Annotated in this window: 12 protein-coding genes; 8 read left to right on the forward strand and 4 right to left on the reverse strand. The window is 72.2% G+C overall.

Annotation, left to right across the window (positions count from 1 at the left end; translation table 11 throughout):
• Window positions 1-10 precede the first annotated feature (10 nt).
• Window positions 11-1,876 (forward strand): gamma-glutamyltransferase family protein, encoded by a 1,866-nt coding sequence (locus ACZ6TD_RS19235; RefSeq protein WP_471355586.1) that lies wholly within the window; start codon window positions 11-13, stop codon window positions 1,874-1,876.
• A 290-nt stretch (window positions 1,877-2,166) separates the two neighbouring features.
• Here the strand turns inward: ACZ6TD_RS19235 and ACZ6TD_RS19240 are convergent, their stop codons facing one another.
• On the reverse strand, window positions 2,167-2,529 hold the full coding sequence (locus tag ACZ6TD_RS19240) for a DUF1330 domain-containing protein (RefSeq protein WP_471355588.1): 363 nt from the start codon (window positions 2,527-2,529) through the stop codon (window positions 2,167-2,169).
• 235 nt (window positions 2,530-2,764) lie between these two features.
• Here ACZ6TD_RS19240 and ACZ6TD_RS19245 point away from each other — a divergent pair, with 235 nt between their 5' ends.
• The 3 genes from ACZ6TD_RS19245 (at window position 2,765) to ACZ6TD_RS19255 (ending at window position 5,568) form a co-directional block, all read left to right on the forward strand.
• Entirely contained in the window at window positions 2,765-4,306 is a 1,542-nt protein-coding gene (locus tag ACZ6TD_RS19245; protein ID WP_471355591.1) for a PucR family transcriptional regulator, read from the forward strand.
• 549 nt (window positions 4,307-4,855) lie between these two features.
• The gene (locus tag ACZ6TD_RS19250) at window positions 4,856-5,227 is read left to right on the forward strand and encodes a type II toxin-antitoxin system RelE/ParE family toxin (protein WP_374103353.1); all 372 of its coding nucleotides are present in this window, start codon (window positions 4,856-4,858) and stop codon (window positions 5,225-5,227) included.
• Entirely contained in the window at window positions 5,224-5,568 is a 345-nt protein-coding gene (locus tag ACZ6TD_RS19255; protein WP_471355594.1) for a helix-turn-helix domain-containing protein, read from the forward strand. Before ACZ6TD_RS19250 ends, ACZ6TD_RS19255 begins: the two co-directional genes overlap by 4 nt.
• Before the next feature lie 52 nt (window positions 5,569-5,620).
• Here the strand turns inward: ACZ6TD_RS19255 and mfd are convergent, their stop codons facing one another.
• From mfd to ACZ6TD_RS19270, 3 genes are all read right to left on the reverse strand, one after another.
• Window positions 5,621-9,157, reverse strand: a complete 3,537-nt coding sequence (gene mfd / locus ACZ6TD_RS19260; RefSeq protein WP_471355596.1) for a transcription-repair coupling factor — start codon at window positions 9,155-9,157, stop codon at window positions 5,621-5,623.
• 160 nt (window positions 9,158-9,317) lie between these two features.
• Window positions 9,318-9,719, reverse strand: a complete 402-nt coding sequence (locus ACZ6TD_RS19265; RefSeq protein ID WP_471355599.1) for a hypothetical protein — start codon at window positions 9,717-9,719, stop codon at window positions 9,318-9,320.
• A gap of 85 nt (window positions 9,720-9,804) precedes the next feature.
• On the reverse strand, window positions 9,805-10,026 hold the full coding sequence (locus ACZ6TD_RS19270; RefSeq protein WP_471355601.1) for a hypothetical protein: 222 nt from the start codon (window positions 10,024-10,026) through the stop codon (window positions 9,805-9,807).
• On the opposite strand from ACZ6TD_RS19270, the gene ACZ6TD_RS19275 reads away from it, so the two are divergent.
• The 4 genes from ACZ6TD_RS19275 to gvpJ all read left to right on the forward strand — a co-directional run bounded on the left by ACZ6TD_RS19275 (window position 10,025) and on the right by gvpJ (window position 11,889).
• Window positions 10,025-10,696 carry a DUF5753 domain-containing protein gene (locus ACZ6TD_RS19275; RefSeq protein ID WP_471355603.1) on the forward strand — a complete coding sequence of 224 codons (672 nt, stop codon included), beginning with the start codon at window positions 10,025-10,027 and terminating at the stop codon, window positions 10,694-10,696. The two genes, ACZ6TD_RS19270 and ACZ6TD_RS19275, sit on opposite strands and share 2 nt — an antisense overlap.
• 13 nt (window positions 10,697-10,709) lie before the next feature.
• Entirely contained in the window at window positions 10,710-10,916 is a 207-nt protein-coding gene (locus ACZ6TD_RS19280; RefSeq protein WP_471355605.1) for a DUF397 domain-containing protein, read from the forward strand.
• 125 nt (window positions 10,917-11,041) lie between these two features.
• Complete coding sequence (locus tag ACZ6TD_RS19285; RefSeq protein ID WP_471355608.1) at window positions 11,042-11,353, forward strand: gas vesicle protein GvpO; 312 nt, start codon at window positions 11,042-11,044, stop codon at window positions 11,351-11,353.
• A 26-nt stretch (window positions 11,354-11,379) separates the two neighbouring features.
• Window positions 11,380-11,889, forward strand: coding sequence for a gas vesicle protein GvpJ (gvpJ, locus tag ACZ6TD_RS19290; protein ID WP_471355610.1), 510 nt, complete (start codon window positions 11,380-11,382; stop codon window positions 11,887-11,889).

The following is an 11,889-nucleotide window of genomic DNA, read 5'->3' on the forward strand; positions in this document are numbered from 1 at the left end:
GCCTGCCGACATGTTCACCACCCGGCCCACCCTGCAGGGCACCCATGGCATGGTGTCCTCCACCCACTGGCTGGCCTCGCAGTCCGCCATGGCCGTCCTGGAGGACGGCGGCAACGCCTTCGACGCGGCCGTGGCCGCCGGGTTCGTCCTGCATGTGGTCGAGCCGCATCTGAACGGGCCCGCCGGTGAGGTGCCGATCATCCTCGCCCCGGCGGGCGGCGAACCCACCGTGCTGTGCGGACAGGGCCCGGCCCCCGCCGGGGCCACCATCGACCACTACACCGCGCTCGGCCTGGACCTCGTCCCCGGCACCGGCCCGCTCGCGGCGGCGGTGCCGGGTGCGTTCGACGCCTGGATGGTGCTGCTGCGCGACCACGGTACGAAGCGGCTCGCCGAGGTGCTGCGGTACGCGATCGGCTACGCCGAGCACGGCCATCCGGCGGTCGAGCGGATCGGGGAGACCGTCGAGACCGTACGGGAGTTGTTCGAGACCGAGTGGACGACCTCGGCCGAGCTGTATCTGCCGCACGGGAAGTCCCCCGCCGCCGGACGGCTGCTCACCAACCCCGCGCTGGCCGCCACCTGGCGGCGGCTGGTCGCCGAGGCGGAGGCGGCCGGGCCGGGGCGCGAGACCCAGATCGAGGCCGCCCGCCGGGTCTGGCGCGAGGGCTTCATCTCGGAGGAGCTGGCGGACGCGGCGGCCCGGCCCGCGATGGACTCGTCCGGGCGGCGCAACGCCGGGACCATGACCGGGGACGACCTGGCCGCCTTCGAGGCCACGTACGAGCCGCCGGTCCGCCACTTCTGGAACGGCTGGACCGTGTGCAAGGCCGGGCCCTGGAGCCAGGGGCCGGTGCTGCTCCAGCAACTCGCCCTGCTGCCGTACGGGCTGAGCGAGGCCGACCTGGGCACGCCCGACTTCCTGCACCTCCTGATCGAGGGCGGCAAGCTGGCCATGGCCGACCGCGAGGCGTGGTACGGAGACGCCGCCGACGTTCCGCTGACGGAGCTGCTCTCACGTCCGTACAACGACGAGCGGCGGGCGCTGATCGGCGAGGTCGCCTCGTACGAGCTGCGCCCGGGGCACCCCGGGGGCCGTACGCCGCGGCTGAGCGAGCAGGCGCTGGCCGCCGTGGCCCGCGCGGCCTCCGGGTCGGACGGACCGGCCGCCGGGCCGGGCGGCGGGGAGCCGACGGTCGGCGGAGGGGACCTGGGCCTGGGGCTGGGGGGCCGGGCCGCCGGCGAGCCCGCTGTCGACCGGGACGGGGTGACCCGGGGCGACACCTGCCACCTCGACGTGGTGGACCGCTGGGGCAATATGGTCGCGGCCACGCCCAGCGGTGGCTGGCTGCAGTCCAACCCCGTCATCCCCGCGCTGGGCTTCCCGCTCGGCACCCGGCTCCAGATGACCTGGCTGGACCCCGGCCTGCCCAACTCCCTCACCCCCGGCCGCCGCCCCCGCACCACGCTCACCCCCTCGCTCGCGCTGCGCGGCGACACCCCGGTCATGGCCTTCGGCACTCCCGGCGGCGATCAGCAGGACCAGTGGAGCACGCACTTCTTCCTCGGCGTCGCGCTACGGGAGCCGGTGCGCTCGGGGCTGGATCTCCAGGGCGCCATCGACGCCCCCAACTGGCACCAGGAGTCCTTCCCCGGCTCCTTCCACCCCCGGGCGATGACGGCGGGCCGGGTGGTCGTCGAGTCCCGCATCGGTGAAGCCGCCGTAGCGGAACTGCGCCGGCGCGGCCACGACGTCGTGGTCGGCGACCCCTGGTCGGAGGGCCGCCTGTGCGCCGTCGCCCGCGACCCGGAGACGGGCGTCCTGCTCGCCGCCGCCAACCCGCGCGGCGCACAGGGCTACGCGGTGGGCCGCTGACCGCCGCCGGGCGGCGTGCGCGCCGGCCGGCTGAGGGCGTCCGACGGACCATGGCGCCTGCGGCGGGCTGCTTCCCCCTCCCCGCCCCTTCCCTCAACTGGGGCTCCGCCCCGGACTCCGGCAGGACGACCCCGGACGTGCACGGTCATCCGCCACACCGACGCCCCGACCACGACCAGCCCGCGGTACGGTGCCGGGGGCTGGGGCGGAGCCCCACCACGCGGCGGAGCCGCATATCGATGCCGCAGGAAGGGGCGGGGAGGGGAAAGGACCGCCGGACGGCGTGGTCGCTAGCGGGCGTACCCGGTGGGGTCTGCGGTCCGCAGCTTCTCGGCTCGCTTCAGTGGGTCGTAGCCGGGGCCGACGCCCTCGGCCAGGATCACATCGCCCTCGATGTGATCGGTGCGCAGCGCCAGGATGTCCTGATAGGCGGGCGACGCGTACCACTCGCGGGCGTCCGCCATCCCGCCCGGGAACTCGATCAGCACCACACTGCCCGGCCACTCCCCCTCGACCACCTCCAACGTGTCGCCGTGGATGAGGAACCGGCCGTGGAAGGGGTCGAGGGTGGCCTGGATCCGCTCCAGGTACTCGATGACGTCGGGGTGCGGGCTGCGGCCGTGCAGATGCGCGAGCGCGTAGGCGGCGGGCATGGCTCCTCCAAGTGCTCCAAGCGGGTCGGCGAACCGGTCCGGCGGATGGGTCCGGCGAACGGGTCCGGCCTGTCCGGCGGACCCGGATCAGCCTGCCGCGCCCCGCCGGGAGCGTCGATTACCCGTGAGGTCATGGCGGCGGCTATCCCGTGGTCTCCGCCGTCTCCACAGGTTTTCCACAGGCCGGGCCGGGCCCTTTCCGAAACCCAGGCGATCAGAACTAATGTGCTGTTTCATGCACACCTCGCCCTCCGGCGTGCGCGCCGACCGTGCCGACCGCGCCGACCGCGCTGATGACGTGCTCGCCCTCGCCCGGCTGGCCACCACCCGGCGCGGCGCGGTACGGGAGATGCTCGGCTGGCTGGCCCGGCGGACCGGGGGCCCGGCGGTGCTGGTCGGGGACGCGGGGCGGGTGCTGGCCGGGCCGGGCGGGGGGCACGACCCGGCGGTGGCGCGGCTCGCGGCCGATGCCGCCGCCGACGCCGCCGTCGAGCTGCACCGGCGCGGGGCGGCGTCCGCCGTACTGGGCGGGGGCGAGGGGCCCCCGGTGCATCTGATCGCGCTCGACACCGACCCGAGGACGTATCTCGCCGTCGTCGGGCCGGACGATCCGCACTGCGGAACGCTGCTCGCCGACGCCGCCCGCACCCTCGCCCTGTGCTGGCGGCTGGAGCAGTCCGAGCGGGCGCGGCGGCGGATCGAGTCGGCCGAGGAGCACAGCCGGGAGGCGGTGCTGCATCTGCTGATGGTGGGCAGCGTGCCCGCCGCGCGGCGGATCGCCGGAGCGCTGCGGCCGGCGCTGCCCGCGGTGGTCCAGATGTATGTGATCGAGTGTCCGCACGCGCGGCGGCGCGAGATCGCCCGGCGGATCGACCGCGAGGCCGGAGGCGGGGCGTGGATCGTGCCGTGTCCGGTGCGCCCGAACCACCTCCTCGCGCTCGTACCGCCCGAGCCGGGCCCGGTGAGCGGTGCTCCGCTCGGCCCGCGGCTCCGTGACCCGCTGGACCTGCTGATCGTCCGGCTGGCGCCCGAGTGCCGGGTCGGGGTGAGCGCGGCGGTCGCGCTGCGGGACACGCCGACCGCGTACGAGCAGGCCATCCACGCGCTGGCGGTGGCCCGTAACGCGCCCGAGCGCCGCGCGGGCTTCGGCGGCGATGTGGATGTGACCGTCCTGGCGGGCCCGGAGGGCTATGTGTGGGCGAGCGAGCTCCTGGCACCCTGCCTGCGGTACGCACCGGCCCGCCGCGCCGACCCCGGCCCGCAGGAGCTGCTGGGCACGCTCGGCTCATGGCTCAGCTTCGGCGGGGCGGCCAGCCGCCATCTGAAGATCCACCGCAATACGCTCGCGGCGCGGATGCGCCATCTGGACGAGCTGCTGGGCGTGGAGGTCAGCCGCAGCCTGGCCGCGCAGTCGGCCGCGTGGCTGGCGCTGCGGCTGCACACCGCGCCCCAGGCCGCGACGGCTCGCGCCCAGGCCCCGCCGGGGCACACCGCCACGCTGGACGCGGTGCTGGGCACCCCGGCCGCCGGGGCCTGGGCCCGGGCCCAGGTGCGCCCCCTGGAGCAGGCCGGTCCGGCGACCGGCCTGGAGACCGTACGCACCTGGCTGCGCGCCGACGCCCGCCTCCCCGCCGCGGCCGCCGCCCTGGGCATCTCGCTCCCGGGCGCCCGCAAGCGCCTGACCAGGGCGGAGGACGTCCTGGGTCGCTCCTTGCTGACGGCGCCGAGCGCGAAGTACGAACTATGGCTCGCGATGCGGGCCCTGGGCTCGCTCTGAGCCCGGCCGTCCCCGGAGTCGGGCCCCCTCGCGACCGAGGTCGCTTGCAAGAGCCGCAGCGCCGCCGGGACCGCCTCGAGCCGGGTGCGGCGCCGGAACGGGCGCCGGGCTCGCGCGGAGCCCAGGCACCCCGCGACCGAAGGCGCCCCGGGAACCGCCACCGACCGGGGACCGCGCGGGCGCGCTCACCGTTCGCCGCCGCACTCACCGTTCGAACGGGAACCGCCCGGCGGGCTCACTGTGCACATCGTTCCTCGTCACGGGTGGAGCGGGCGCATATTGTCCTGGACAAGCCACGACGGGCCGCGCCGAGCCTCGCCTCTCGCCGAGGATCGAGGGCCGAGGGCGCGTTACCCCCACCCGCACGGCACCGCACCCGGCCACCCCGCCGGGCTCATGAGCCGGGGCCGGCCGCCGCGCGACGACGGGGGTGTCGCGCGCGGCCCGCCCCTGTCCCCGTGGAGACCGGCACAGGCAGGCCCACCCATTCGAGGGAATGAGCTTGTCTTACAAGGGTGCGCTTTTACAAGCAGCTGCTTATACTCGCTCGTGACGTGGTCAATCAACATCCATGACGAGGTGGCCGCCTGGTTCCTCGCCCTATGTGCTCACGATCCGTACTCGGCCGACTCGGTGGAGCAGGCCATCGAGCTGCTGGCGGACATAGGACCGAGCCTCGGCCGTCCCATGGCCGATGTGATCCACGGCAGCTCGATGAAGAACCTCAAGGAGTTACGCCCGGGCTCGGCGGGCCGGACCGAAATCCGCATCCTCTTCGTCTTCGACCCCGACCGGGAGTGCATCCTCCTCGTGGCGGGCGACAAGGCGGGCAACTGGCGGCGCTGGTACGACACCGCCGTCCCACTCGCCGAGGAGCGCTACCAGGAGTACCTCGACCGCAAGGAGAAGGCGGCGGAATGAACGGTTTCATCTCGTGGGACGAGGTCAAGAGGAGCGGCGAGCGGGTCCGCCGCGAGGCCCACCCCGAGGTGGGCGACGCGGAGTGGGCGGCGCGGAAGGAGGCGGCGCGTCTGGCCCAGGAGGCCCACCTCCTGGGCCATCACCTACAGCGGCTGCGGAGGGAGCGGGGTCTCACCCAGCAGCAGGCCGCCGCCCAGCTCGGTATCACCCAAGCCCGCGTCTCCCAGCTGGAGCAGGGCAAGTCAGTGGACCTCACGGCGATGCGCGCCTATGCGCAGGCGCTGGGGGCGCGGCTGACCCTGGTGCTCGAAATCGACGATCAACAGATCCGCATCGCCTGAGCCCGATCGCCATCACGCCCCCAGGATCACCCTCACGCCCCCAGTACCGCCCTCACGACCCCAGGATCGTCGTCAGGAACTCCCCGGTCCACGCCAGCAGCTCCCGCCCCACCAGCGGCTTTCCGCCGATGCGGGCGGTGGCGGGGCGGGGCACCAGGACCTGCTTGGTGGCCGGCTTGATGACCGAGCGCTGGTAGAGGCGCTTGAGGCGCAGCTCCTGGGATTCGCGCAGCTCCACCGGGGAGAAGCGGATGTTGGAGCCCTGGAGGGTGATGTCGGTGACGCCGCAGGCGCGCGCCAGCAGGCGCAGACCGGCGACCAGGAGGAGGTTCTCCACCGGCTCGGGGAGCTTGCCGTAGCGGTCGGTGAGCTCCTCGCGGACGGCACGGATGTCCTCCTCGCTGCCTGCGGAGGCGATCGCCCGGTACGCCTGGAGGCGCAGCCGCTCGCCGGGGGCGTAGTCGTGCGGGACGTGCGCGTCGACCGGAAGCTCGATCTTGACCTCCAGCGGGGCCTCCGCGGGCTCGCCCTCGCCCGCCTCGATCGAGGCGCGGTAGTCGGCGACGGCCTCGCCGACCATCCGGACGTAGAGGTCGAAGCCGACGCCCGCGATGTGGCCGGACTGCTCGCCGCCGAGCAGATTGCCCGCGCCGCGGATCTCCAGGTCCTTCATCGCCACATACATGCCCGCGCCCATCTCGGTGTGCTGGGCGATCGTGGCCAGCCGCTCATGGGCGGTCTCCGTGAGCGGCTTCTCGGGCGGGTAGAGGAAGTACGCGTAACCGCGCTCGCGCCCTCGCCCGACCCGGCCGCGCAGCTGGTGCAGCTGGGAGAGGCCGAAGTTGTCGCCGCGCTCGACGATCAGGGTGTTGGCGTTGGAGATGTCGATCCCGGACTCGACGATGGTCGTGGAGACCAGGACGTCGAACTTCTTCTCCCAGAAGTCGACCACGACCTGCTCCAGCGCGCTCTCCGACATCTGCCCGTGGGCGGTGGCGATCCGCGCCTCGGGGACGATCTCGCGCAGCCGGGCGGCGGCCCGGTCGATGGACTCCACCCGGTTGTGGATGTAGAAGACCTGGCCCTCGCGGAGCAGCTCGCGCCGGATCGCCGCGCCGATCTGCTTCTGCTCGTACGGACCGACGAAGGTCAGCACCGGATGGCGCTCTTCCGGCGGGGTGGTGATCGTGGACATCTCGCGGATGCCGGTGACCGCCATCTCCAGGGTGCGCGGGATGGGCGTGGCGGACATGGTCAGCACGTCCACATTGGCGCGGAGCTTCTTGAGCTGCTCCTTGTGCTCGACGCCGAACCGCTGCTCCTCATCCACGATGACCAGGCCCAGGTCCTTGAACTTGGTTTCGGAGGAGAAGAGCCGGTGGGTGCCGATGACGATGTCGACCGAGCCGTCCCGCAGCCCCTCCAGCACCGCCTTGGCCTCGGTGTCGGTCTGGAAGCGGGAGAGCGCCCTGACGTTGACGGGGAACTGGCCGTACCGCTCGCCGAAGGTGCTGAAGTGCTGCTGCACCAGCAGGGTCGTGGGCACCAGCACCGCCACCTGCTTGCCGTCCTGGACCGCCTTGAAGGCCGCGCGGACCGCGATCTCGGTCTTGCCGTAGCCGACGTCGCCGCAGATCAGCCGGTCCATCGGAACCGACTTCTCCATGTCCTCCTTGACCTCGGCGATGGTGGTGAGCTGGTCGGGGGTCTCCGCGTACGGGAACGCGTCCTCCAGCTCCCGCTGCCAGGGGGTGTCCGCGCCGAAGGCGTGGCCGGGCGCCGCCATCCGGGCCGAGTAGAGCTTGATCAGGTCGGCGGCGATCTCCTTGACGGCCTTCTTGGCGCGCGCCTTGGTCTTGGTCCAGTCGGCGCCGCCGAGCCGGTGCAGGGTCGGCGCCTCGCCGCCCACGTACTTGGTGACCTGCTCAAGCTGGTCGGTGGGGACGAAGAGCCGGTCGCCGGGCTGGCCGCGCTTGGCCGGGGCGTACTCCACCACCAGATATTCGCGGGTGGCGCCCTGGACGGTGCGCTGCACCATCTCGATGTAACGGCCCACGCCGTGCTGCTCGTGGACGATGAAGTCGCCCGCCTCGAGGGTGAGCGGATCGATCGTCTTACGGCGGCGCGCGGGCATCCGCGCCCCGTCCTTGCCCGCGGCCTTCTGCCCGGACAGGTCGGTCTCGGTCAGCACGGCCAGCTTCAGGGCCGGGTCGATGAAGCCGTAGTCGATCGAGCCGCAGGCCACGTGCACCACGGACGGCTTGATCTCGGTGAGGTCGCCGTCCAGCCGGGCCGCGATCCCCTCGCCGCCGAGCACCTCGACGGTGCGGGAGGCGGGGCCGTGGCCCTCGGTCACATAGACCGTGCGCCAGCCGTCGGCGAGCCAGCCCTTGGTGTCGGCCAGCGCCCGGGCGGTGTCGCCGCGGTAGCTCTCGGTGGCGTGCATGCCCAGCTTGACGGTGTCAGCGTCCAGCTCTTCATCGGCCGCGAAGGGGCTCACCGACCACCACATCATGCCCAGCTCACGGGCGTGGTCACGGACGTCCGCGATACTCCACAGCGAGGCCGCGCCGACGTCGATCGGGGCTTCCCCGCCCCCGGCGGTGGCCGCCCAGGACGCCTGGAGGAACTCCTGGCTGGTGGCCACCAGGTCCGCCGCCCGGGTGCGCACCCGCTCCGGGTCGCAGACGACCGTCATGCTCCCCGCGGGGAGGACGTCCAGCAGCAGCTCCATGTCGTCCACCAGGACGGGGGCCAGGGACTCCATGCCCTCGACCGCGATCCCCTCGGCGATCTTGCCGAGCAGCTCGCCCAGCTCGGGATGGGCCTCGGCGAGGGCCGCGGCCCTCTCCCGTACGTCGTCGGTCAGCAGCAGCTCCCGGCAGGGTGGCGCCCACAGCCCGTGCTCGGCGACCTCCAGCGACCGCTGGTCGGCCACCTTGAAGTAGCGGATCTCCTCGATGTCGTCGCCCCAGAACTCGATCCGGAGCGGATGCTCCTCGGTCGGCGGGAAGACGTCCAGGATGCCGCCGCGCACGGCGAACTCGCCGCGCTTCTCGACCAGTTCGACCCGGGAGTACGCGGCGGCCGCGAGCCCGTCCACGACCTCTTCCAGATCGGCGGTCTGCCCGGCTCGCAGGCTCACCGGCTCCAGGTCACCGAGCCCCTTGACCTGCGGCTGGAGCACCGACCGTACGGGCGCGACGACGACCGAGACGGGACCGGCCGCCGGGTCGTCCTGCCTCGGATGGGCCAGCCTGCGCAGCACGGCGAGGCGCCGCCCGACGGTGTCCGAGCGCGGGGAGAGCCGCTCGTGCGGCAGCGTCTCCCAGGACGGGTACTCCACCACCCCGTCCGGCGGCAGCAGCGAGCGCAGCGCCGCCGCCAGGTCCTCCGCCTCCCGGCCGGTGGCCGTCATCGCGAGCACGGGACGGCCCGCGGAGCGCGCCAGCGCGGCGACGGCGAACGGACGGGCGGCGGGCGGGCCGACCAGATCGACGTGGGGGCGATGGCCGTCGGCGGCGCCACGCACCGCCTCGGCGAGCGCGGGATCCCTTACGACGGCGTCGAGCAGACCGGTGAGGCTCATAAAGGGGTATTCCATCCCGGAGGCGGACAACGCGAACGACCCGACACGTCTCACGGGCCGGGGGTCTTCCAGAGTACGGCCACCCGCCGACAATCTCCGCCGGTCCGTCGCCCGCCCGAGCCCCCGCGGATCGCGCCCCGATTGTGGATCGCGCCCCCGATCAGCCCGGGGTCGCGCTCGAGCACCCGGCCGTGAGGGTGCTGCCGGGCTTGTTCTTCCGCGTCTCCTCGTCCTTGAGCTTCCCGTCGACGAATATCTGGCAGCCGATTTCCTTCTTCGGCTCCGCGGAACCCGCCTGCAACGACAGCGACCGTCCGGGCTTCACCTTGAACTTCTTCGACCACGGCGTCTTGACGTTTTCGAGATCCAGGTCGGCGTCCCCGCCGCTCTTCTTGGCATCGGTATACAGACTCGAATTGATGCCGGGGATATATACGCTCGCGGGCGAATCCCCCGTCACCTTGAATTCGACAGTCACCATGCCGCCGTCCTCAGCTTTGCCCTTGTCGCCATCGTCGGAGCAGCCCGCCAGCAGGGCTACCATGATGGCCAGGCCGGCCACGGCCTTATGTGTACGCATTATTCCCCAACGGTATTTTCCACCCATGGCCGGTTATCCATCACGGGCAACCGGCCGCGAGCCATCTTCACATGCGTTCCGCTGCGGAACCAGCGATTCCTGCCCCTTTCCGGATCAGTTCGACTGCACCGGAGATAAGTGGGCCTTCAAGGTGGACCTCCTCCTGCACACCGGGCGACTGCCCCTGGTAGGCGATGCCGTCCAGGTAAAGCGCCGCTGCCGCACGGACCAGCTCGTCCGCACGGGCTTCGACCTGCGCGACGGTGAGCGCCGACCGGGTGCGCGCCATGGCGCGGGCGTACGGCTGCGCGGATCAGGCGCTGATCGAAGCACTCGCGGAGATGACCGGTGGCCGGACACGGGGTTGGTGGGACGAGTACCGCGACATCCTTCCGCCCAGCATGCTCGACATGGCCGAACTGGAGCACCACGCCTGGTCCATGCGGATCGCCTGTGTCATCCATCTGCCCGGACTCCTACAGACCAGGGAGCACGCTCGCGCGATCATCAGCGCGGTCGAGCCGCCCCTCGCTCCGCATGAAGTCGAGCACCGGGTCTCGTACCGGATCAAACGTCAGGCGGTGCTCTACGGAGAGCGGCCGACCCCGCTGACCGCGATCATTCACGAGGCCGCTCTGCGCATGGACTTCGGCGGTCCGGACGTGGCCCGCGCCCAGCTTGAACACCTGCTCTCGATGAGCGAGCAGGAGCACATCACCGTACGGGTGATCCCGTTCGGCTCGGGTGCCTTCCCGAGTTCTGGGCAGGCCATCGTCCACCTGAGCGGGCCGGTTCCACATCTGGACACCGTTGAACTCGACACGGACCATGGCTCCGAGTTCCTGGATACCCAGCCTCAACTGACCAGGTACCGCAGCACGCTGGACCGGATGGAGGCCCTCGCCCTCGAGTCGGCAGCGTCACGCGACATGATTCACCACGTCACGCAGGGCATCTAGCGAAGGAACGTCCGTGTCCACGTCCACCGACAACTGGCAGAAGTCGTCGTTCAGCGGCAACGCGGCGAACTGCGTCTACGTAGCCACCGACCACGACGGCAGGGTCAAAATGCGCGAGAGCGACGCGCCTGACGTCACGGCCACCTGCACTCCCACGACGTTCCGCGCCTTCATACGCGCCGTCAAAGCAGGCGCCCTCGACCGCCTCAGCGCGGGCTGAGCCGATGACGCCCCCGGTCCCGGTGCACTCCCTCGTGAGCGCACCGGGGCCGGGGGCGTACCGCACAGCCCGTCCGGCCCATCACGACGGGCGGCCGGACACGCCCTGTGATCACACTGATGCACATGGCAGAGCGAGACCCGCGCCCGTCGCCCACCAGGACGAGCCCCCGTCCCCGGCCGCCCAAACCGGCCGAGGCCGCCCGGCACGCGTGCGAACAGCTCGCCTCACTGATCGTCCATGAGCCCGAGGGCGTCAGCGGCGTGGCCCGCCAGGAGGACGGCTGGCTCGTCAGCGTGGACGTCCTCGAGGTCGCCCGGATCCCCGACACCACCAGCCTGCTGGCCACGTACGAGGTGCGCATCGACCAGCGGGGCGAACTGCAGGAATACCGGAGGGTCCGCCGCTACCGGCGCGGTGCGGCCGACGACTGCTGAGACGACGGCCGAAAGGACGCCCCGCGATGCCCACTGGCACCTACACCGAAGAGGTCGTCTGCATCCAGCGGACCGGCACCCTCTACGACTGCCTGGAACTCATCCTCGACCGGGGCATGGTGATCGACGTCTTCATCCGGGTCTCCCTCGTCGGCATCGAGATCCTGAAGATCGACGCCCGGATCGTGGTCGCCAGCGTGGACACCTACCTCCGCTTCGCCGAGGCATGCAACCGCGTGGACCTCGAATTCGACCGCAGCAAGACCGTTCCGGAACTGCTGGGCGGGATGGCGGGCGGCGGTGGGAGCCCGGCCGGGCGGATGGCCACGGGACTCGGCAAGAAGAAGGCCAAGAAGGCGGTGGCGGGCGTGGGCGAGAAGGTCAAGCGGGCCGTCGGGGCCGATGACGAGGAGGAAGACGAAGGGGAGCAGGGGGAGCGGGACGAGCGGGAGAGCCGCCCCCGGCGGCGCACCGCCCCCACCCGCCGCCGTTCCGCTTCTGCCTCAGAGCCTTCCGAGCCTGCCGAGGAGGACTGA

This window comes from Streptomyces yongxingensis (genome assembly GCF_055597465.1).

What these genes read in the sequence shown, in the direction of transcription:
- ACZ6TD_RS19235 (WP_471355586.1), top strand. Translation starts at nt 11, where the DNA reads ATGTTCACCACCCGGCCCACCCTGCAGGGCACCCATGGCATGGTGTCC.
- ACZ6TD_RS19240 (WP_471355588.1), bottom strand. Translation starts at nt 2,529, where the DNA reads ATGCCCGCCGCCTACGCGCTCGCGCATCTGCACGGCCGCAGCCCGCAC.
- ACZ6TD_RS19245 (WP_471355591.1), top strand. Translation starts at nt 2,765, where the DNA reads ATGCACACCTCGCCCTCCGGCGTGCGCGCCGACCGTGCCGACCGCGCC.
- ACZ6TD_RS19255 (WP_471355594.1), top strand. Translation starts at nt 5,224, where the DNA reads ATGAACGGTTTCATCTCGTGGGACGAGGTCAAGAGGAGCGGCGAGCGG.
- mfd (WP_471355596.1), bottom strand. Translation starts at nt 9,157, where the DNA reads ATGAGCCTCACCGGTCTGCTCGACGCCGTCGTAAGGGATCCCGCGCTC.
- ACZ6TD_RS19275 (WP_471355603.1), top strand. Translation starts at nt 10,025, where the DNA reads ATGGCGCGGGCGTACGGCTGCGCGGATCAGGCGCTGATCGAAGCACTC.
- ACZ6TD_RS19270 (WP_471355601.1), bottom strand. Translation starts at nt 10,026, where the DNA reads ATGGCGCGCACCCGGTCGGCGCTCACCGTCGCGCAGGTCGAAGCCCGT.
- ACZ6TD_RS19285 (WP_471355608.1), top strand. Translation starts at nt 11,042, where the DNA reads ATGGCAGAGCGAGACCCGCGCCCGTCGCCCACCAGGACGAGCCCCCGT.
- gvpJ (WP_471355610.1), top strand. Translation starts at nt 11,380, where the DNA reads ATGCCCACTGGCACCTACACCGAAGAGGTCGTCTGCATCCAGCGGACC.